The organism is Pedococcus aerophilus, from assembly GCF_039532215.1.
GTDB lineage: Bacteria > Actinomycetota > Actinomycetes > Actinomycetales > Dermatophilaceae > Pedococcus > Pedococcus aerophilus.
On record NZ_BAAARN010000005.1, the window covers coordinates 397,716 to 418,207 of the forward strand.

Annotated in this window: 18 protein-coding genes; 16 read left to right on the forward strand and 2 right to left on the reverse strand. The window is 70.7% G+C overall.

The features are described from left to right. The first annotated feature begins 52 nt into the window (after positions 1-52). The 10 genes from ABD286_RS18425 (at position 53) to ABD286_RS18470 (ending at position 13,147) form a co-directional block, all read left to right on the forward strand. Positions 53-1,489 carry a uracil-xanthine permease family protein gene (locus ABD286_RS18425; RefSeq protein WP_344196209.1) on the forward strand — a complete coding sequence of 479 codons (1,437 nt, stop codon included), beginning with the start codon at positions 53-55 and terminating at the stop codon, positions 1,487-1,489. A gap of 40 nt (positions 1,490-1,529) precedes the next feature. Continuing rightward, on the forward strand, positions 1,530-2,417 hold the full coding sequence (locus ABD286_RS18430; RefSeq protein WP_344196211.1) for an FAD binding domain-containing protein: 888 nt from the start codon (positions 1,530-1,532) through the stop codon (positions 2,415-2,417). Further along, positions 2,414-2,911: a (2Fe-2S)-binding protein gene (locus tag ABD286_RS18435; protein ID WP_344196213.1), complete on the forward strand. Its 498-nt coding sequence runs from the start codon at positions 2,414-2,416 to the stop codon at positions 2,909-2,911. Before ABD286_RS18430 ends, ABD286_RS18435 begins: the two co-directional genes overlap by 4 nt. Continuing rightward, positions 2,908-5,355 carry an aerobic carbon-monoxide dehydrogenase large subunit gene (gene cutA, locus ABD286_RS18440; protein ID WP_344196215.1) on the forward strand — a complete coding sequence of 816 codons (2,448 nt, stop codon included), beginning with the start codon at positions 2,908-2,910 and terminating at the stop codon, positions 5,353-5,355. The genes ABD286_RS18435 and cutA overlap by 4 nt, the downstream gene beginning before the upstream one ends. Next, complete coding sequence (locus ABD286_RS18445) at positions 5,355-6,014, forward strand: SRPBCC family protein (protein ID WP_344196217.1); 660 nt, start codon at positions 5,355-5,357, stop codon at positions 6,012-6,014. The genes cutA and ABD286_RS18445 overlap by 1 nt, the downstream gene beginning before the upstream one ends. Continuing rightward, positions 6,014-6,910 (forward strand): carbon-nitrogen hydrolase family protein, encoded by an 897-nt coding sequence (locus ABD286_RS18450; protein ID WP_344196219.1) that lies wholly within the window; start codon positions 6,014-6,016, stop codon positions 6,908-6,910. The genes ABD286_RS18445 and ABD286_RS18450 overlap by 1 nt, the downstream gene beginning before the upstream one ends. 49 nt (positions 6,911-6,959) lie before the next feature. After that, on the forward strand, positions 6,960-7,394 hold the full coding sequence (locus tag ABD286_RS18455; RefSeq protein ID WP_344196221.1) for a VOC family protein: 435 nt from the start codon (positions 6,960-6,962) through the stop codon (positions 7,392-7,394). 108 nt (positions 7,395-7,502) lie between these two features. Continuing rightward, positions 7,503-8,957, forward strand: coding sequence for a serine hydrolase domain-containing protein (locus ABD286_RS18460; protein ID WP_344196223.1), 1,455 nt, complete (start codon positions 7,503-7,505; stop codon positions 8,955-8,957). 60 nt (positions 8,958-9,017) lie between these two features. Further along, positions 9,018-11,213: a hydantoinase/oxoprolinase family protein gene (locus ABD286_RS18465; protein ID WP_344196225.1), complete on the forward strand. Its 2,196-nt coding sequence runs from the start codon at positions 9,018-9,020 to the stop codon at positions 11,211-11,213. Further along, complete coding sequence (locus tag ABD286_RS18470) at positions 11,210-13,147, forward strand: hydantoinase B/oxoprolinase family protein (protein ID WP_344196227.1); 1,938 nt, start codon at positions 11,210-11,212, stop codon at positions 13,145-13,147. The genes ABD286_RS18465 and ABD286_RS18470 overlap by 4 nt, the downstream gene beginning before the upstream one ends. 94 nt (positions 13,148-13,241) lie before the next feature. Here ABD286_RS18470 and ABD286_RS18475 read toward each other — a convergent pair whose 3' ends face one another. Continuing rightward, entirely contained in the window at positions 13,242-13,697 is a 456-nt protein-coding gene (locus ABD286_RS18475) for a VOC family protein (RefSeq protein ID WP_344196229.1), read from the reverse strand. 128 nt (positions 13,698-13,825) lie between these two features. Between ABD286_RS18475 and ABD286_RS18480 the strand changes: the two genes are divergently transcribed. The 4 genes from ABD286_RS18480 (at position 13,826) to ABD286_RS18495 (ending at position 17,501) form a co-directional block, all read left to right on the forward strand. After that, complete coding sequence (locus ABD286_RS18480) at positions 13,826-14,950, forward strand: pyridoxal-phosphate-dependent aminotransferase family protein (protein ID WP_344196231.1); 1,125 nt, start codon at positions 13,826-13,828, stop codon at positions 14,948-14,950. Positions 14,951-14,957: 7 nt separating this feature from the next. Beyond that, a complete protein-coding gene (locus tag ABD286_RS18485) occupies positions 14,958-15,602 on the forward strand; it encodes an MBL fold metallo-hydrolase (RefSeq protein ID WP_344196233.1) in 645 nt (214 codons plus the stop codon). 62 nt (positions 15,603-15,664) lie between these two features. Then, complete coding sequence (locus tag ABD286_RS18490; protein ID WP_344196235.1) at positions 15,665-16,294, forward strand: GNAT family N-acetyltransferase; 630 nt, start codon at positions 15,665-15,667, stop codon at positions 16,292-16,294. Positions 16,295-16,331: 37 nt separating this feature from the next. Then, positions 16,332-17,501, forward strand: coding sequence for a CaiB/BaiF CoA transferase family protein (locus tag ABD286_RS18495; protein ID WP_344196237.1), 1,170 nt, complete (start codon positions 16,332-16,334; stop codon positions 17,499-17,501). Between the two features lie 78 nt (positions 17,502-17,579). Here the strand turns inward: ABD286_RS18495 and ABD286_RS18500 are convergent, their stop codons facing one another. Beyond that, the gene (locus tag ABD286_RS18500) at positions 17,580-18,587 is read right to left on the reverse strand and encodes a tagatose 1,6-diphosphate aldolase (protein ID WP_344196239.1); all 1,008 of its coding nucleotides are present in this window, start codon (positions 18,585-18,587) and stop codon (positions 17,580-17,582) included. An 80-nt stretch (positions 18,588-18,667) separates the two neighbouring features. Here ABD286_RS18500 and ABD286_RS18505 point away from each other — a divergent pair, with 80 nt between their 5' ends. After that, positions 18,668-19,723, forward strand: a complete 1,056-nt coding sequence (locus ABD286_RS18505) for a carbohydrate kinase family protein (protein WP_344196241.1) — start codon at positions 18,668-18,670, stop codon at positions 19,721-19,723. Positions 19,724-19,733: 10 nt separating this feature from the next. Further along, on the forward strand, positions 19,734-20,393 hold the full coding sequence (locus tag ABD286_RS18510; RefSeq protein ID WP_344196243.1) for a Type 1 glutamine amidotransferase-like domain-containing protein: 660 nt from the start codon (positions 19,734-19,736) through the stop codon (positions 20,391-20,393). Positions 20,394-20,492 lie beyond the last annotated feature (99 nt).

The following is a 20,492-nucleotide window of genomic DNA, read 5'->3' on the forward strand; positions in this document are numbered from 1 at the left end:
GGGCAGCGCTGCTCACCCCCACCCCCGGCGCGGCAGTCGACAAGGAGTCCTCATGGCATTGGGCTGGAAACTGCACGGTGACGGCCGCACGATGGGACCCGACGACGTCGTCGCCCCCGACGAGCGGCTCTCCTGGGGCAAGACGATCGGTCTGGGCGCCCAGCACGTCGTCGCGATGTTCGGGGCGACCTTCGTCTTCCCGCTGATCATGGGCCTGAACGCCCAGCTCGCGATCATGATGAGCGGTATCGCGACGATCGCGTTCCTGCTCATCGTCCAGGGCAAGGTGCCCTCCTACCTCGGCACCTCGGCCTCGTTCGTCGGCGGTGTCGCGGCCATCCGTGCCCAGGGCGGAGACTCCGCCGAGGTGACCGGCGCGATCCTCGTCGCCGGTGTCGTCCTCGCGCTCGTGGGTGTCCTGATCCACTTCGCCGGCTCGCGCGTCGTGCACAGGGTGCTGCCGCCGGTCGTGACGGGTGCCGTCGTCATGCTCATCGGGTTCAACCTCGCGCCGGTCGTCGCCGGCGTCTACTGGCCGCAGGACCAGTGGGTCGCGCTGCTCGTCATGCTCTTCACCATCGTCTGCGCCGTGGCGGTCAAGGGATTCGTCGGACGGGTGGCGATCTTCCTGGCGCTGATCTTCGGCTACGTCCTGTCGTGGATCTTCGACAAGGTCTTCGGCCAGATCACCTCGTTCGACGCCGGAGCGGGCAAGGTCACGACCCACTTCCGCACCAACTTCGAGGGCGTCGGGGCGGCCGACTGGATCGGCTTCCCCCCGCACACCGAGCTCGTCGCGGGCAAGGAGATCGTGGGCTGGCACGCACCGAGCTTCTCGATCGCCGCGATCCTCCTGGTCCTGCCCGCCGTCATCGCCCTCATCGCGGAGAACACCGGCCACGTCAAGGCTGTCGCCGAGATGACCAAGACCGACCTCGACCCGGTCATGGGTCGGGCCATCGCCGCCGACGGTATCGGCACGGTCCTCGCGACGTCCGTGGGTGGCTCCCCCACGACCACGTACGCCGAGAACATCGGGGTCATGGCCGCCACCCGGGTCTACTCGACGGCCGCCTACTACGTCGCCGCGATCGTGGCGATCCTCTTCGGACTCTCCCCGAAGTTCGGGGCCCTCGTGGCCTCCACGCCGGGCGGCGTCCTCGGCGGCATCACCGTGGTCCTCTACGGGATGATCGGCCTGCTGGGCGCGAAGATCTGGAAGGAGAACAACGTCGACTTCGGCAACCCGATCAACCTCGTCCCGGTCGCCGCCGGCATCATCATCGGCATCGGCAACGTGTCGTTGACGTTCTCGGACGAGTTCTCGCTCAGCGGCATCGCCCTCGGCACCATCGTCGCCGTGGGTGCGTACCACCTGGCCAAGGCGCTCGCCCCGGCGGAGCTGCGTGACCGCGCCGACGGATCGGTGCTCACCGTGGGTCGGGAGACGTATGGCGACGGGGAGGACGACCTGCGCCCGCGCCGCTGACCTCCTTCCCACCCGTCCCCCGAACAGGCAGGATCAGTCCGTGAAGCCCGCTCCGTTCGTGCACCACGCGCCTCGCACCGTCGAGGAAGCCGTCGGGGTGCTCGAGCGGGTGGGTCACGACGGCAAGGTCCTCGCCGGTGGGCAGAGCCTCATCCCGATCCTCAACATGCGGCTCGCCTCCCCCGCCCACCTCGTCGACATCAACGGTGTGGCCGGGCTGGACCGCGTCGAGGTCACCGACGACGCGGTGCGGGTGGGTGCGCTCGTCCGGCACGCGGGCCTGGAGTCCCACGAGGCTGCGTATGCGGCGTCGCCGCTCTTGCGCCGTACCGTTCGGCACGTGGCCCACCCAGCCATCCGCAACCGCGGGACGACGGTGGGCTCGATCGCCCACGCCGACGCTGCCGGCGAGATGCCGGCGATCCTCGCGCTCACCGACGGCTTGGTCGAGGCGGTCGGTCCCTCCGGCACGCGCGAGATCCCCTGGCACGACTTCTTCCTCGGCGCCCTGGAGACCTCACTGGCGCCGGACGAGCTGGCGGTCGCAGTGCGGTTCCCGAGACTGCCTGCTGCCACCGGGACGGCGTTCGCCGAGCGCGCCCGCCGCCACGGCGACTACGCGATGGCCGGGGTCGCCGCCGCCGTGGCTGTGTCGGACGGAGTCCTCACCTCGGCTCGGCTGTCGTTCGTCTCGGTGACCGATGTGCCGGGAGTGGTCGACGTGACTGCCGCGGTCCATGGACAGGCTCCGGAGGAAGTCGACTGGGCGGCGTGCGACGACCTCGTCCGCGCCCACCTGACACCCGAGTCGGACATCCACGCCACGGCCGAGTACCGCGCGATGCTCGCCACCCGCCTCGCCCACCTCACACTCGCCCGAGCCGCGAGCGACTCGATCTCCTCCAGCGCAGGAGGATCCGCCGCATGAGCGAACCCGTCGCCGAGGAGCTGCTCGACGTCACGGTCACCGTCAACGACGTCCCCCGCCACGCACGGGTGCCCGCCCGCCGCCTCTTGTCGGACTTCCTGCGCCACGACCTCGGGCTGACCGGCACCCACGTCGGGTGCGAGCACGGGGTCTGCGGCGCCTGCACCGTGCTCGTCGACGGAGCACCGATGCGGGCCTGCCTGATGTTCGCCGTGAGCGCGCAGGCGCACGCCGTCACGACGATCGAGGGTCTCGGGACGATCGAGGCGATGGGTCCGGTGCAGCAGGCGTTCACCGAGTGCCACGGCCTGCAGTGCGGATTCTGCACTCCCGGGTTCGTCACGACGATCACGGCGTTCCTCGAGGACAACCCCGAACCGACGCAGGACGAGGCCCGCGAGGCCATCTCGGGCAACCTGTGCCGCTGCACCGGTTACCAGAACATCGTGAAGTCCGTCCTGCGCGCGGCCGAGATCAAGGCCGAGCGCTCGTGACGACCCAGATGTTCGGTGCACCCATCCGGCGCAAGGAGGACCCGCGGCTGGTCACCGGCGGCGGGAAGTTCCTCGACGACCTGGGCCGCGGTGCCCTGGCGGCGGCCTTCGTCCGCAGCCCGCACGCCCACGCGAAGATCGTCGACATCGACGTGACCGACGCCCTCGACGTCGACGGACTCGTCGCGATCTACACGCACGAGGACCTGCCCGGCCGGGTCGGCGAACCCCTCCCCCTGCTCATCCCCCACCCCACGCTGACCCATGGCCGCACCCAGCACGCCCTGGCCAAGGACGAGGTCAACCACGTCGGCGAGCCCGTCGTCATGGTCGTCGCCCGCGACCGCTACCTCGCCGAGGACGCCTGCGCACGCATCCGGGTCGACTACGAGGCCCTCCCCCCGGTCGTCGGGATCGAGGCCGCCCGTGCCGCCGACCTGCTCGTCCACGACGACGTCCCCGGCAACATCGCCGCCCACATGCTCCAAGAGGTCGGCGACGTCGAAGCCGCCCTGGCCAACGCCCCGCACGTCCTCGAGCTGGACCTCGCCATCGAGCGCAGCGCCTGCATGCCCATGGAGGGCAAGGGCGTCTACGCCCGCTGGGACGCCGACCGCGAGGAGCTGCGCATCTACTCCTCGACGCAGACCTCCACGGGGGTGCGTGCAGCCGTGGCCGCCAAGCTCGGTATGCCGCTCGCGAAGGTCGAGTGCATCGCCCCCGACGTGGGCGGTGGGTTCGGGGTGAAGATCAACCACCCGTGGCCAGAAGAGGTCCTCGTCCCGTGGGTCGCGAAAACCCTTGGTGTCGAAGTGAAGTGGGTGGAGGACCGTCGCGAGCACTTCATCTCCTCGGCGCACGAACGCGGTCAGCTCCAGCAGGTGCGTGTCGGCTTCGACGACGACGGGCGACTGCTCGGCCTCGACGTGAAGTTCTGGCACGACAACGGGGCGTACACGCCGTACGGGATCATCGTCCCGATCATCACGTCCACGCAGCTGCTCGGCCCGTACAAGCCGGGGACGTACCGCTGCGAGTTCTGGTCGCTCTACACGAACACCGTCCTCGTCACGCCCTACCGCGGCGCCGGCCGTCCGCAGGGCTGCTTCGCCATGGAGCGCACCATGGACGCGATCGCCGACGAGCTCGGGCTCGACCGGGCCGAGGTCCGGTCGCGCAACTTCATCCAGCCGAGCGAGATGCCGTTCGACCACGGGCTGCTGTTCCAGGACGGGCGTCCGCTGAAGTACGACTCCGGCGACTTCCCCGCCTCGCTCGACAAGCTCAAGGCGCTCGTCGGGTGGGACGACTTCGCCGAGTACCGCGACCGGGCCCGGGTCGAGGGCCGCAAGGTCGGGCTCGGTATCGGCTGCTACGTCGAGGGAACGGGCGTCGGCCCCTACGAGGGCGGCCACATCCAGATCGAGACCAGTGGCCGGGTCAACGTGTCGACCGGCCTCACGTCGCAGGGCCAGGGCCACGAGACGGCGTTCGCCCAGGTCGTGGCGCAGGAGCTCGGCGTGCCGATCGAGGACGTGTTCGTCACCACCGGCGACACCCGCCGGATGCCCTACGCCGTGGGGACGTTCGCGTCGAGGGCGGCGGTGATGAGCGGGAACGCGATCGCCCTCGCCGCCCGCAACGTGCGCGCCAAGGCACTGCGCATCGCGGCCGACGCGCTCGAGGTGGCTGCCGACGACCTCGAGATCGTCGACGGGATCATCCGCGTCAAGGGCGCGCCCGACACCCAGATGTCCCTCGGCACGGTGTCGGTGATGAGCAACCCACTGCGCTACGCGTTCGACGAAGCAGCAAAGGCCGCGACGCAGTTCGCCGGCAGCAACGACCCGGACAAGCCGCCGGTCGCCGACGACGACGAACCCGGCCTCGAGGGTCGCGACTTCTACTCGCCGACCCAGGCGACGTTCGCCAACGGCATGCACGCGGCGATCGTCGAGACCGACCCGGTGACTGCCGAGATCAACATCCTGCGCTACTGCGTCATCCACGACTGCGGGACGATGATCAACCCGATGATCGTCGAGGGCCAGGTGCACGGCGGGGTGGCGCAGGGCGTCGGAGGCGCTCTCTACGAGCGGATGGTCTACGACGAGTCGGGGCAGCTCCTCAACGCCTCGTTCATGGACTTCCTCATGCCCTACGCCTCCGAGATCCCCCACATCGAGACCGACCACCTCGAGACGCCCTCGCCGCTGAACCCGTTGGGCATCAAGGGCGCCGGCGAGGCCGGCTGCATCCCCGTGAGCGCCGTCATCGCCTCGGCCATCTCCGACGCCGAGGGCTTCGCCATCACCTCGATGCCCATCTCCCCGGTCGAGCTGTGGGAGCTGCGCCAGCGCCACGCCTCCGGTGAGATCTCGTCGTTGCGCGGCCGCGCGCCATACCCTTCCGAGCCCAGTGACCCGACGACGACGAGGACCTGATGAAGATCTCCGGCACGGCCGCCCTGACCTCGACGCCCGAGCAGGTCTGGAACGCCTTCCACGACCCAGCGGTGCTCGCGCGCTGCCTGCCGGGTTGCGAGTCGCTGACCCAGGTCGGCGAGGACGAGTACGCCATGACCGTGACCGCGGGCGTCGCCGCGATCAGGGGCACCTACGACGGTCGTGTCGCGCTCAAGGACCCGCAGCCGCCGGGCCAGTTCACGATGAAGGCGACCGGCGCCGGTGGGCCCGGCACCGTCGACGCCGACGTCGTCGTGCGGCTCACGCCGGCGACCGGTGGCGGCACCGACCTCACGTACGACGCGGACGCCGCCGTGGGTGGGGTGATCGGCGGGGTCGGGCAGCGGATGCTCGCCGGCGTGACGCGCAAGATGGCCGGGCAGTTCTTCGCTGCCGTCGACGCCGACATCGCCGGGGTCCGGCCCGAGCCCATCGAGTCCCCTGTCCTCACCCGCGCACCCGGGGCGCCGGCCGGATCGCCGGTCTACGCCGGCGTCGCCGCGACCCCTGCCGCGTCCGTGGGGCGCGCCGGAGCAGGTGCCGGGAGCGACCGCGACTGGGCGTATGGCGTGCTCGCCGGTGGGGTGGCGGCCCTCGCCGGGGTTATCGTCGGGTGGAACCTAGGGAGGCGTCACTGATGCGCGCATTCACCGCCGCGGCCGTCCAGATCGCACCGGTCGCCGGTCCGCTGTCACCGGAGGTCGTCCGCAAGAACCTCGACAGGTGCGTCGACTTCACCCGTCGCTGCGTCGACGCCACCGGCGCCGAGCTCGTCGTGCTGCCCGAGACGGTGACGACCGGGTTCACGCCCGACTGCTCGACCGAGGAGCTGTGGGACCTCGTCTCCGAGATCCCCGGACCCGTCACCGAGCCCGTCCAGCAGGTCGCCCGAGACCTGGGCGTGCACGTCTGCGTGGGCACCTACGAGCGCGGTCCCGAGCGCGGCACCGTCTACAACGCCTCGGTGCTCATCGCCCCGGACGGCGAGGTGGTCGGCGTCTACCGCAAGACCCATCCGTTCTGCACCGAGCACGTCGACGGCGGCGGCTGGGTGACTCCCGGCGACACCGTGACCGTCATCGACACCGCACTCGGGAAGATCGGCATGATCGTCTGCTTCGACGGCGACTACCCCGAGCTGTCCCGCATCCAGGCCGTCCAGGGAGCCGAGGTCATCCTGCGTCCGTCGGCCCTGCTGCGGTCGGCCGACATCTGGGAGCTGACGTCGCGCGCCCGGGCGTACGACAACCACGTCTTCGTCGTCGGGGCCAACGCCACCGGTGTCGACGCCGCCGGCGTCCTCTACTTCGGCAACTCCCACATCGTCACGCCCGTCGGCCACATCGTCGCCAAGGCCGCGTCGCACGAGGGCTGGGTGTCTGCGCGCCTGGACCCCGAGTCCGCCCTGGGTTCGCTCACCCCGGGGTCGAACATCGGGCAGGGGTTCGACCACCTGCGCGACCGCAACCTCGACCTCATCCGCAACCACCGCGACGACCTCGAGCGCCCCGCCCAGTCCTCCTTCCCCCACTGACCCCTTCCCGTCTTCCGGAGCAGCTGCTGACCGGAGCAGACTGCCCCTCATGGACTGGACCCTGGAAGTCGTCATCCTGCCCGTCAGCGACCTCGACTCGGCGGTGGAGTTCTACCGCGACAAGGTGGGCTTCGACCTCGACCACCGCACCACCAACGAGCACATGGACGTCGCCCAGCTGACACCCCGCGGCTCCGGCTGCTCGATCGTCGTCGGCACCCTCCCCTCCCAGCAGGAGATGTCGCCGGGGTCGATGCGCGGCCTGCAGCTGGTCGTCGCCGACGCGAACGCCGCGCGCGAGGAGCTCGTCGGCCGGGGCGTGGAGTGCAGCGAGGTGACGGTGTTCGACGAGCGGGACGGCGGGACGTTCTTCGGGTTCGCCGACCCGGACGGGAACACCTGGGCGGTCCAGCAGCTGAGGGTCCGGGGCGAGAAACCCCTGATCCCGCTCGACCACCGCGGCCGCTTCGGCGCCGACGCCTGACGACACCCGCGCCAGCCCAACCCCAGAACTTGGGTGCCCCAGCGGGTCGGAATTCCGTCCGTTCGGGCACCCAGAGCGCGGGGGCCGTCAGCGGGTTAGCCTCGATGGGTGCCTCTCCCGACCAGCTCGCCCTCCGCCCAGCACGTCGACGCCCGCGGCGTCCTCGCCCTCCTCGACGCCCTCGAGGCCGGTGGGCACGACCCGCACAGCCTCCTGGTCGCCAGGCACGGCCACGTCATCGCCCGCGGCTGGTGGGCGCCCTACTCGGCCGACCGCAACCAGCTCGTCTACTCCCTGAGCAAGTCGTTCACCGCGGCGACCGTCGGGCTGCTCGTCGACGCGGGCCGGGTCGCGTTGGAGGACAAGGTCTTCGACCTCATCCCCGCGACCGAAGTCCCTGCCGGTGCCGAGATCCACGAGCGCTTCACCCGCCTCACCCTGGGCCACTGCCTCACCATGGCGACCGGACACGAGGTCGACGCCTGGACCGCGGCGGTCGGCAAGGCCGCCCGCACACCCTCCGACGACGGCACCGACCCGGTCCTCGGCGCCATCCTCGCGAACCCTCCGGAGCAGGAGCCCGGCACCGTCTGGGCCTACAACCAGATCGCCACCTACCTCGCGGGCGCCGTGGTCCGGGCCGTCACGGGTGACGGGCTGCTGGAGTTCGCCCGGCCGCGGCTGCTCGACCCGCTCGGCGCCCACGACGTCCGCTGGCACCGCACGGCCACCGGCCGCGAGCTCGGCTTCTCCGGCATCCATGTCGGCTCCGACGCGATCCTTGCGCTCGCCCAGACCCACCTCGACGCGGGCCGGTGGGACGGCGAGCAGCTCCTCTCCCCCGAGTGGGTCGCCCGTGCCGTCGCCCCGTCCGGGCTGCCGAACACCGAGGCCGACCCCAACCCCGACTGGGCACAGGGCTACGGATGCTCGTTCTGGAACGCGCGGCACGGCTACCGCGGCGACGGCGCGTACGGCCAGTACGCGATCGTCCTCCCCGAGGAGGACATCGCGATCGCCATCACCTCCGAAGCCGTGGACATGCAGGCCGTGCTCGAGCTGGTCTGGGCGCACCTCCTGCCCGCGGTGGACCGCGACGGTGACGCAGCGGCGGACGACGACCTGGCCGATCGGCTCGCCGCCCTCCAGGTGCCCACCCCCGCCTCGACCGGGACCGGCCCCGACGAGGCGTCGTGGACCCGGGCCGGTGACAGCACCCTGCCCGAGGCGTATGGCGCGGCGAGCCTCTCGCGGTCCGGCGCGGCATACGAGCTCGTCCTGGACCACGACGGCACCAAGGCGCCGATCACCGTGGGTGACGGCGCCTGGACCGAGTCGGTGCTGGCGGTCGACGGGGCGGAGCTCCCGGTCGTCGCCGCCGGTGGTTGGCAGGAGGACGGGACGTTCACGGCGGACCTGCGGCTCATCGAGACCCCGCACTCGGTGCAGGTGCGGACCCACACGGACGGCACGGTGACGCTCGGATGGCGCGAGGTCCCGCTGCACGGTCCCGACCCCGTGAACGTCGCCGTGCGCGGCCCGGCCCTGCCTGCACAGACCTGAGGAGAGCGGTTGGCACATTGTGCCAACGCGTCGACTCCCACGGCGCGGTTGGATCGTCCCGTGACGACACAGCCGCAGCGCCGCATCCGCATCGGCATCGACACCGGTGGGACGTTCACCGACGTGGTGGCCTTCGACGAGGGCTCCGGCGAGCTCGTCACCACCAAGACGCCGTCGACGCCGGCCAACCCGGCTGACGGGTTCATCACCGGGATCCACAAAGTGCTCGACCTCATGGGCGCCACGGGTGCGGACATCTCCGCGGTCGCCCACGGCACGACGGTCGCGACCAACCAGCTCCTCGAGGGCAAGGTCGAGTCGCTGGGGTTCATCACGACCGAGGGGTACGAGTTCATCCTCGAGATCGCGCGCCAAGCGGTACCCGACGGGTACGGGAACTCCTACTTCTGGGTCAAGCCCCCACGCATCGTCCCGGCCGACCTGGTTCGTACCGTCGGCGGGCGGATCGACTTCGAGGGCAACGAGATCCGGCCCTTCGACGAGGAGTCGGCGGTGGCTGCCGCCCGGTGGTTCCGCGACCGCGGCATCACGACGATCGGCGTCTGCCTCCTGCACTCCTACGCCGACGACAGCCACGAGCTCGCGGTGCGCGACGTCTTGCGCCGCGAGCACCCGGACGCGGTGGTGTCGATCTCGAGCGAGGTGCTGCGCGAGTACCGCGAGTACGAGCGGTCGATGACCACCCTCGTCGACGCCGCGGTGAAGCCCAAGGTCTCGCGGTACGTCGCCAACATCCACACCCGGCTCGACGAGATCGCCCCCGGAGTCGCGTTCTCCATCATGAAGTCCAACGGGGGCGTGCTCTCCGCCGACGAGGTCGTCAACCAGCCGATCACCACGGTGCTGTCCGGCCCCGCGGCAGGCGCCCTCGGCGCCGGGCTCATCGCCCAGCGGGCCGGCTTCCCCAAGGTCCTGACCTGCGACGGCGGCGGCACCTCGACCGACGTCAGCGTGGTCCTCGACGGCGAGCCCACGCTGACGACCGAGGGCACGATCGGCGCCTACCCCAGCAAGATCCCGATGATCGACGTGGTCACCGTCGGTGCCGGTGGCGGGTCGATCGCGTGGGTCACGCCGGAAGGGACGCTCAAGGTGGGCCCCCAGTCGGCCGGCGCCGACCCGGGACCGCTCTGCTACGCCAAGGGCGGTACCGAGCCGACGATCACCGACGCGCACGTCGTGCTCGGCCGCATACCTCCGCACCTCCTTGGTGGAGAGATCCCGCTCGACGTCGACGCCGCCCGGCGTGGCCTCGAGGAGCTCGCCGCCCGCCTGGACCTCGACCCCGTCCGCTGTGCCACCGGGATCCTCGAGATCTCCGCGTGGAACCAGGCGAACGCCCTTCGCCAGGTGTCGGTCAAACGGGGCCTCGACGTCCGTGACTTCATGCTGACGACCTTCGGCGGCTCCGGGTCGCTGCTCGCGTGTCGCCTCGTCGACATCCTCGACCTCGCGGGGGTCGTCGTCCCGCGCGACCCCGGCAACGTGTCGGCCTTCGGGCTGCTCACCGTCGACGTGAAGAACGACTACGTCCAGACGGCTGTCGCCCGCCACGACGCGCTCGACCGCGCCGCGGTGCAGAAGACCTTCGACTCGCTCACAGAACGGGCCGCGAAAGCCCTTGACGGTGAGGGCTTTCCGCGGTCGGTCCACCGCTACTCGCGCACGGTCGACCTGCGCTACTTCGGCCAGGCCTTCGAGGTCCGTGTCGCCGCCCCCGACGGCACCGTCGACGAGGCGTATGCCGCCGAGGTCGCCGACCGCTTCCACGCCGAGCACCGCGCGCTGTACGGCTACGACTTCCGGCACGACCCGACCCAGCAGGTCGAGTGGGTCAACCTGCGGGTGACCGGTGTCGGCCCGATCACCCGCCCCGAGCTGCGCGACCTGCCCACTCGCCAGTCCCACGGTGACTCCGACTCCCCCACCACCACCGAGTCTTTGAGGGATCCGACGTGTCCTGGCACGTCGGATCCCTCAAAGACTGCCGGTCGCAGGGCGGTCTGCTTCGACGCCGACGAGGGGCCGGTCGACACCCCGGTCTACTGGCGTCCCGACCTGCGCGCCGGCGACACCTTCGACGGCCCGGCGATCGTCGAGGAGTTCGGGTCCACCGTCCCCGTGCACCCCGGGTTCACCGTCCGCGTCGACACCATCGGCAACCTCGTCATCACCCGTGCGGGCGCCGCCCCAGCCGACACCGCCGACCCCACACCCACCGGAGGCGACCGATGAACCCCGCTGGCCTGCCCACGGCATACGAGCACGGCGGACGGCTCACTCCGCTTGGGCGCACCGTCGACCCGATCCTGGTCGAGATCGTCCAAGGCACCCTGGCGAGCGTCGAGTTGGAGGTGGAGACCGCCATCGCGCGCACCAGCCGCTCCCCCATGATCCGCGACGCCCACGACTTCCGCGCCGGCATCCACGACCGGCAGCTGCGCAAGCTCACCGGGCGCTCGTACTCCGCGCTGGTGCACCCGATCGTCCGCGACTTCCCGTTGGCCGAGATGGCCGAGGGGGACGTCTTCTTCCACAACGACGTCTACGAGTCCGAAGGTGGGATCGGGCACCTGCCCGACCTCTGCGTCACGGTGCCGGTCTTCGCCGACGGCGAGGTGGTGGCGTTCGTCCAGGCGTTCGGGCACCACGACGACATCGGCGGCGCCGTGCCGGGATCGATGCCGAGCAATGCCACGAGCGTGCACGAGGAGGGCCTTGCCGTTCCGCCGATCAAGCTGTGGGACAAGGGAATCCCCAACAAGGCAGCCCTGCGCATCATGACCCGCAACTCGCGGATGCCTGACTCGCTGGCCGCCGACCTCGACGCCGAGTGCTCTGCCTGCTTGATGGGGGCGAGGCGTCTCGGTGAGCTGTTCGCGCGCTACGGCCGGGCCGACATCGAGGCCGCATTCGACGCGATCCTCGACGCCACGACCGAGACCTACCGCCGCGAGATCCTCTCCAAGATCCCCGACGGCACGTACGTCTGGGAGGACTACGCCGAGCACGACGGTGTCGACGAGCCGATGCTCCACACGCAGCGGATCACGCTGACCAAGGTGAGCGACGCTCCGGCCGATCCCGAGAACGGTCGTCCCGCCGGCCCCCGCCTCATCATCGACTTCACCGGCACCGCGCCCCAGGCCAAGGGCCCGATCAACCACTGCGGCGACTACGTCGGCGGCAACTTCCTCAAGAAGTGGCTCGCCCCGATCCTGCGCAACCTGGCCGACACCCCGGAGCGGATGGCCGAGCTCGACGTCAACGAGGGGGTCGTGCCGCTCATCGAGATGCGCTTCCCCGACAAGGGAACGCTGCTCACCCCGATCTTCCCCGCGCCCACCAACGCCCGGACCTTCGTCATCCTGCGGCTGCTCGGCGTCCTCGCCGGCGTCGTGGCCAAGGCCGTGGACGGCAAGATGCCCGCCGACCAGGAGACGATCCGCTACACCGGCGTCTACGGCAAGGACCGCGACGGCAACGACTACCTCATGCGCGAGGTCCTCGGTGGCGGCTCGGGCGGCCGTTACTACGCCGACGGCGAGGACACGATCCACGTCGTGCCGGACTCGCGGAACCTGCCGACCGAGTTCACCGAGAGCCGCTTTCCCTTCATCGTCGAACGCCTCGGCCTCGCCGTCGACTCCGGCGGCGCAGGGCGCTACCGCGGCGGGCTGGGATACGAGAAGCAGATCCGGATGCTCAAGGACGCCCACTTCATGTCCATCGCCGACCGCTCGATCCTCGCCTGCTGGGGGGTCAAGGGCGGCAAGGCCGGTATGTCGTTCAACGTCACCATCGATCCGGGCGGACCGGACGAGCGCGAGGTCGACGCCCTTGCCGACGCCGAGCCGATCAGGGCCGGTCAGGTGGTGCGCATCCGCACCACCGGTGGTGGCGGGTGGGGCGACCCGCTGGACCGTCCCTACGACGACGTCGAGCGCGACCTGCGCTGGGGCAAGGTGTCGTTCGAGGGAGCGCGCCGCGACTACGGCGTCGTCGCCACGGGGTCCAAGGACGCGCCGGTCGTCGACGTCGCGGCCTCCGACGCCCTGCGCTCCGAGCACCGGTCGGCGCTTCCGGAGAAGGCGGCCTTCTTCGACCGCGGGCCCGGCTACGCCCGCCTGGCCGAGGGACGGACGACCGCCGAGGTCGACTGGCTCTGACGCGCCATACCGTCGGCGGTGCTGAGGATTCCGGCTCGCCCCGGTGAAGGGCATCCCGATGGTTCTGCTGCCGGGGTCGCCGCCCGCGTCCACCTCAACCTGCTGAGAGCGGACCGATCTGCTCGGTGAGGGAGACGACGATGCCCTCCGGTCCGCGCACGTAGGCCATCAACCACGTGTCCTCGTGGCGTCCCACTCCGCCGACGAGGCCGTACCCCTCACCGGCCAAGCGGTCCACGGTCGACTGCAGGTCGTGGACGACGAAGCAGACGTTGCGCAGGCCGAGTTCGTTGGCCATGGCGTTTGGTGAACCGGGGATGAGCTCCGGACGCACGAAGGTGGCCAGCTCCAGGGCCGTGCCACCACCCGGCGGCCGCAGCATGGCAATCTCCGTCCGAGAGTCGGGGATGCCGCAGACGGTGTCGAGGAACTCGCCCTCGACGAACGTACGTCCCTCGAGCTCGAGTCCGAGCCCGACGAAGAAGTCCACGGCGGCGTCGAGGTCAGCGACGGTGACGCCGACGTGGTCGAAGCTCTTGATCTGGGTCATGACGGTCATCCTCCAACAGATCAGTCCTGCAGCGGCCGGGCAGCCCTGCACCTCTTGGACGGAGCGGACACCCCGTGTTCGACATCTCTGCGGCCGCGCTCTCGCGCCCGGTGTGGCAACCTGCTGAGGTGACCACGCTGCCCCGCCCCGAGATCGACCCCGACGGCCTGCTCGAGTACTCGGTGGTCTTCACCGACCGCTCGCTCAACCACATGTCGAAGCGCTTCGTCGGCGTGATGCAGGACATCATCGACGTCCTGCGCACGACCTACTCGGCCCACACGGTCGCGGTCGTCCCGGGAGGTGGCACGTACGCGATGGAAGCCGTCGCCCGACAGCTCGCCACCGATCAGCAGTGCCTCGTCGTGCGCAACGGCCTGTTCTCCTTCCGCTGGTCCCAGATCCTCGACGCCGGATCGGTCGCCTCCGCGACGACCGTGTGCCGCGCACGTCCGGCGTCGGACGAGCCGCAGGCTCCTTGGTCGCCGGCACCGGTCGCCGAGGTGATCGAGGCCATCGAGCGGGACCGGCCCCAGGTCGTGTTCGCCGCGCACGTCGAGACGGCTGCCGGGATCCTCCTGCCCGACGACTACGTTCGCGCGATCGCCGACGCGACGCACGCGGTCGGTGGGCTCTTCGTCCTCGACTGCATCGCCTCCGGAGCCCTGTGGGCGGACATGACCGACCTGCACGTCGACGTGCTGATCAGCGCACCCCAGAAGGGCTGGAGCGGATCGCCGTGCGCGGGCTTCGTCATGTTGTCGGAGTCCGGGCGCGAGCGCGTGATGGAGACGGCGTCGACGAGCTTCGCGGTCGACCTCCAGAAGTGGCTGACGATCACGGAGGCGTACACGCATGGCCAGACGCCGTACCACGCGACGATGCCCACCGACTCTCTCGCTCGGGACGCGGCGATCATGCTCGAGACCCGTTCGCTCGGGCTCGACGTCCTCAGGCAGGCCCAGGTGGCACTGGGTGGCAAGGTGCGGTCACTGCTGGCCGAGCGCGGTTTCGCCTCGGTCGCTGCCGACGGCTTTGCCGCGTCGAGCGTCGTGGTGTCGTTCACCGACGACCCGGAGATCAAGAGCGGGGCGAAGTTCAAGCCCGGTGGCATGCAGGTCGCCGCCGGGGTCCCCCTGATGTGCGGGGAACGCGACGACTTCTCGACGTTCCGGCTCGGGCTCTTCGGGCTCGACAAGCTCACCGACGTCGACGGGACCGTGCAGCGGCTGGCCGAACACCTGAGCCGTTGACCGAGCCATGACCACCCACTCGGGCCCGGCCACGGTCACGGTCACGCCGATCCTGGTGGCCGAGCTGCTCGTCGAGGGCGGCCGCATGCCGGTCTACGTCCACGTCATCGACCACCCCGAGGGCCGCGTCCTCGTCGACACCGGTCTGACGCAGACGCACCCCGCGGTGGCTGACATGGACCCGCGCGTGTTCCCGCTGGACACGCAGCCCGCCCTGGATCTCTCCGGGATCGACGTCGTCGTCAACACGCACCTTCACTTCGACCACTGCGGCGGCAACCACCTCTTTCCCGGGCTGCCCATCTACGTCCAGCGCCAAGAGCTCGAGGACGCTCGTACCCAAGACGACTACACGATCAGCGAGTGGGTCGACGCGCCTGGCGTCACGTACGTCCCCGTGGACGGGACGCACGAGCTGTACCCCGGGGTCCGGTTGCTTCCCACGCCGGGACACACCCGCGGCTCCCAGGTCGTCGTCGTGGAGGCGGACGGACGTCGGATCGTGGTCGCCGGTGACACCGCGGTCTTCTTCGACGAGCTCGACCACCCGCGCACCGAGGGCCAACGCGCCGTGTGCGCCCTCGACCCCACCGACGTGTGGCTCTCGCACGAGCACCAGGCGTGGCACCCGTCGTCCGAGGCGAGGGGCTGACCGCACCCATCCTGTCGCCGTCGAACGGCCCGGCCAACGAGGGCAGTGGCTACATTGACCGGATGACTGAGGTGGATGAGGGGACCCTCTCCGCGACCGGCCAGTCCTTCACCTGGCTGCCTGCCAACCAGGCGAGCGCGCAGGACGTCGAGGCGGTGTTCGCCACGGGCGGCGCGCACAAGTGTCGCTGCCAGGCGATGAAGGTACCCGGCTGGATCTGGCGCGACACGACGCAGGAGCAGCGGGACGTGGCGCTGGTCGAGCAGACCGCCTGCGGAATCGACGGTCCGACGTCGGGGCTGATCGGCTACGTGGACGGCGAGGCGGCCGGTTGGGTCGCCATCGAACCGCGGGAGAACTACCCCCGTCTGTGGAGCCGCAAGCAGCCGTGGATGCGGATGGACCCCGAGCTCGAAGGTGTCTGGTCGGTCACCTGCTTCGTCGTGCGCAAGGGTTTCCGCCGTTCAGGTCTCACCTACGAGCTCGCCGCAGCCACGATCGAGTACGGCGAACAGGTCGGCGCCCACATCCTGGAGGGCTACCCGATCGAACCACCGCCGGGCAAGACCGTGATCTGGGACGAGGCCTCCGTCGGACTGCTCCAGGTCTTCCTCGAAGCCGGTTACGAGGTCGCGGCCTCCCCCACCCTGCGCCGACGCGTCGTGCGACGGCAGCTGCACACGCGTCAATGACCGTCGCCCCGGGACACCGCCCTGTCAGGATGCAGGGGTGAGCGCACCCCTTCAGGACATCACCGTCATCGACCTGTCCCGAGCCCTGGCCGGCCCGCACGCGGGAATGATGTTGGGAGACATGGGAGCCCGTGTCATCAAGGTGGAGACTCCCGGCACGGGCGATGAGTCGCGCGGCTGGGGACCACCGTTCGTCGGCCCCGAGGACGACCCGATCTCGACGTACTTCCTCTCCTGCAACCGCAACAAGGAGTCGCTCACCCTCGACCTCAAGTCCGACGACGGACGCGACGTCCTCACCCGCCTGGTGCGCCACAGCGACGTCCTCATCGAGAACTTTCGTCCCGGCGTCCTGGACCGCCTCGGCTTCACGGTCGAACGCCTCCACGAGCTCAACCCCCGCCTCGTCGTGCTGTCCATCAGCGGCTTCGGCCACGACGGACCCCAGGGCGGCCGCGCGGGATACGACCAGATCGCCCAGGGCGAGGCGGGCCTGATGTCGCTCACCGGACAGGACCCCCGCTCCCCCATGCGCGTCGGCGTCCCGATCGGTGACCTGCTCGCCGGCATGTATGGCGCGTACGGAGTCGTCGCCGCCCTCCACGAACGTGCGACGACCGGGCGCGGCCGGCTGGTGCGCACCTCCCTGCTCGCGGCGATCGTCGGCGTGCACGCGTTCCAGGGAACGCGGTACACGGTGGCGCACGAGGTCGGTCACGGGCAGGGCAACCACCACCCGTCGATCTGTCCCTACGGCTTGTTCGAGTGCGCCGACGGGATGATCCAGATCGCCTGCGGCAGCCAGGCGCTGTGGGTGAAGCTCGCGACGGCGTTCGGGATCGACCCGGTCGCCCCCGGACTCGCCACCAACCGTGAGCGGGTCGCCCGCCGCGACGAGGTGACGCAGATCCTCAACGACGCCTTCGCCGACATCGGCCTGACCGACCTGCTCGCCCGCCTCGACGAGATCGGCGTCCCGGCCGGAGAGGTCCGGAGCATCGACCGCGTGTACGACTGGGACCAGACCCGGTCGCAGGGCCTGGTCCTCGATGTCGACCACCCGGTGCTGGGGTCGATCGAGATCCCCGGGCCGCCGATCCGCTTCGACGACAACGCCTTTGCCGGCGGTCGTGAGGTGCACGACGCCCCACCTGCCCTCGGGCAGCACAACGAGTCCATCCGAAAGTGGCTCGACGAGCTGGACTGACGCGCCATGCTCCCGCCACAGGGCTGCACGCCTCGTGGCGCCACCTGTCCTGCTTCTCGCTGACGAGCGATCGGAGCCTCAGGACTCGAGGTACCGCTCGTGCCACCCGGCGGTCACGCCCTCCGCGACCTCGTCGAGGGACGGCGCCTGCCGCCAGGGCTGTCCGTGCGCCCGCAGGATCGCGAGACACTCGTCCAGTCGGGACTGGCAGCGCGCCACCGCCTCGACGCGCTCGCTCTCGGGGACGCCGACGGACCCGGTCCAGATGGCCCGCCCGGCCATGAAGCCGCACGCACCTGCCTCGGCGACGATGGCCAGCTGTCGGCGGAACACGTCATACGTCCCCGAGCCGGACAGCATCACCCACGGCGTCCCGGCGCACGCGGCGTCGATGGCCCGTGCGGCATCGACCGCGGCGGCCTCCGAGCCGTCCACCAGGTCACCGGGGAACTCGGACTTCAGGACGTCGATCCCCAGGCCCACGAACTCTCCGGCCGCCCCGACCAACGTCTCCTGGCGCTCGGCGCGCGCAGCCTCGCTCGTCGGGTCCTGGCCCTCGGCGGGGTACCAGAGCGGCTCGACCACCAAGGGGATCTGGTGGCGGTCGCAGTCTGCGACGAGGCCCTCGACGAGCCGACGGTTGTCGTCGGCGTCGGCAGCGTCGGGACGCCACCAGACGACCATCTTCACGGCGTCCGCACCGAGGGTCTTGATCTTCTCGACGGTCCACTGCTCGCGCAGCGCGGTCTGCGTCCCGAAGCCGCCGTCGGGCTGGTAGCTGAGCGCCTCGATGCCGGTGATGATCCCCGTGCTGGCCGGGATCATCCCGGTGACGATGCCCTGCGACAGGGACCAGAGCGGGTCCACGAGGAAGGCGCTCGCGTGGGGGGCGAGCTCGGCGATGAGCTCCAGCTTGCTGCGCGTGGCCTCGGCGGACGTGACCCGGCGCCAGTCCGGGTCGATCATCGCCAGGTAGTTCTCGGGGTGGTCGATGGCAAGCGTCGCGATGTACCCGTCCGCGGTGGAGATCCGCGTCATCGACCGCAGCTTGCCGAGGCTCTGGGGACCGCTCAACCAGTGAGTCATGCACCCCAACCTAGTGACATCGTCGAGAGGTCGGGCCACGATGGGGCCTTCGTGTCAGGTCGAGCTGTGGGGAGGGCGCCGTGGCCCGTGTCGCCGTCGCCGGTCACCTGTGCCTCGACCTCACGCCCGAGCTCCTCGGTGGTGAACGCATCGACCCCGGGCACCTCCTAGAGGTGGGCCCCCTGTCCGTGCGGTTGGGCGGCAGTGTCGCCAACACCGGCGGCGACCTCGCCGACCTGGGCGTCCCGGTCGACGTGTTCGCTGCGGTCGGGGACGACGACCTCGGGGCGCTGCTTCGCCGGATGGTCGGGGAACGACCCGGTATGGCGCCGCACCTGCGGGAGGTGCGGGGCAGCACCACCTCCTACAGCCTGGTGTTCGAGTCCCCCGGCACCGACCGGACCTTCTGGCACCACGTCGGCAGCAACGCCCTCTTCGATGGCAGCGAGGTCGAGCCGGGCGCCGACCTGGACCTCCTCCACCTCGGCTACCCCAACCTCCTGCCCGCCCTCCTCACCGACGACGCCGCTCCGATGCACGACCTGCTCGCGCGCCTGCGCCGTTCAGGCGTGACGACCTCGGTGGACCTGGCGGTCATCGACCCCCGGTCGCCGACCGGCGCGTTGGACTGGGAGCAGATCCTGCGTCGGACCGTGAGCGAGGTCGACGTCATCACCCCGAGCATCGACGACCTCGTGTCTGCGGTGCCCTCCCTGGCCGGCGAGGGGCCCCACGACGACGGCTACGTCGAGCGCCTCGCCGACATTCTGGTCGACTGGGGCGCCGCCGTGGTGGCAGTCTCCGCCGGTGCCCGTGGGGTCTTCCTGCGCACCGGAGACAGCGCTCGCCTCCGGTCGGCCGGCCGGGCCTTCCCCGACCCCGACACCTGGGTCGGGGTGCGTGAGTGGATCGAGCCGTATGCCGTGACCCGCCTGGCCACGACGACCGGCGCCGGCGACGCGGCGACCGCCGGCCTGCTCCACGGCATTCTCGGAGGCCTGACGCCGCGACGCTCGGGAGCCGTGGCGATGGCCTGCGCGGCGGCAGTGGTGTCGGGACGCAGGCCCACCCCCGAGGTCCTCGTCGACATCGACCCCGCGCTCGCGTCGGCGAGGCTCCCACGCGATCACTCATGACGGAGGCGGAATGAAGCTGTTGCTCACCTCGGGAGGGGTCACCAACCCCAGCATCCGTGCGGCCTTGCTCGACCTGCTCGGCAAGCCGATCGAGGAGTGCCACGCCCTCGGCATACCGACGGCCCAGTGGGGGCACCCGATGTGCGGACCGGCCTCGGCCCAGGGGTTCGTCGCCGGCGGCACCAGCTGGCGCCACCACACCGGACTGGGCTGGGCGTCGCTCGGCCTCCTCGAGCTCACGGCCCTGCCCACGATCGACCGCGCCCGGTGGGAACCGTGGGTCCGTGAGGCCGACGTGCTGCTCGTCGACGGCGGCGATGCGACGTACCTCGCGCACTGGATGCGGGAGTCCGGCCTCGCCGACCTGCTCCCGTCGCTGACCGACACCGTCTGGGTGGGCGTCAGCGCCGGGAGCATGGTGCTGACCCCACGGATCGGCGACTGGTTCGTGGAGTGGTCAGGAGCCCCTGACGACCGGGCGCTGGGCGTCGTCGACTTCTCGATCTTCCCCCACCTCAACCTCTTTCCGACGAACACGCCGGAGCATGCCGAACGGTGGGCAGCCGACCTGGCCGCGCCCGCCTACGCCATCGACGAGCAGACGGCCATCTCGGTCGTCGACGATGAGGTCACCGTGGTCTCCGAGGGCGACTGGACCAGGTTCGGCTGACGCAGGCCGCGCGGGACCGACGCGGGACCGGCGCGGGGCCCCGGCCGAGGTCGGTGGTCGGCCACGCCGCATGCCCCCTCACTGCCCGCGGACAGACCG

Excerpts from the sequence above, each read along its gene's own strand:
- ABD286_RS18425 (WP_344196209.1), top strand. The coding sequence starts at position 53 with ATGGCATTGGGCTGGAAACTGCACGGTGACGGCCGCACGATGGGACCC.
- ABD286_RS18435 (WP_344196213.1), top strand. The coding sequence starts at position 2,414 with ATGAGCGAACCCGTCGCCGAGGAGCTGCTCGACGTCACGGTCACCGTC.
- ABD286_RS18445 (WP_344196217.1), top strand. The coding sequence starts at position 5,355 with ATGAAGATCTCCGGCACGGCCGCCCTGACCTCGACGCCCGAGCAGGTC.
- ABD286_RS18450 (WP_344196219.1), top strand. The coding sequence starts at position 6,014 with ATGCGCGCATTCACCGCCGCGGCCGTCCAGATCGCACCGGTCGCCGGT.
- ABD286_RS18455 (WP_344196221.1), top strand. The coding sequence starts at position 6,960 with ATGGACTGGACCCTGGAAGTCGTCATCCTGCCCGTCAGCGACCTCGAC.
- ABD286_RS18470 (WP_344196227.1), top strand. The coding sequence starts at position 11,210 with ATGAACCCCGCTGGCCTGCCCACGGCATACGAGCACGGCGGACGGCTC.
- ABD286_RS18475 (WP_344196229.1), bottom strand. The coding sequence starts at position 13,697 with ATGACCCAGATCAAGAGCTTCGACCACGTCGGCGTCACCGTCGCTGAC.
- ABD286_RS18485 (WP_344196233.1), top strand. The coding sequence starts at position 14,958 with ATGACCACCCACTCGGGCCCGGCCACGGTCACGGTCACGCCGATCCTG.
- ABD286_RS18490 (WP_344196235.1), top strand. The coding sequence starts at position 15,665 with ATGACTGAGGTGGATGAGGGGACCCTCTCCGCGACCGGCCAGTCCTTC.
- ABD286_RS18500 (WP_344196239.1), bottom strand. The coding sequence starts at position 18,587 with ATGACTCACTGGTTGAGCGGTCCCCAGAGCCTCGGCAAGCTGCGGTCG.
- ABD286_RS18510 (WP_344196243.1), top strand. The coding sequence starts at position 19,734 with ATGAAGCTGTTGCTCACCTCGGGAGGGGTCACCAACCCCAGCATCCGT.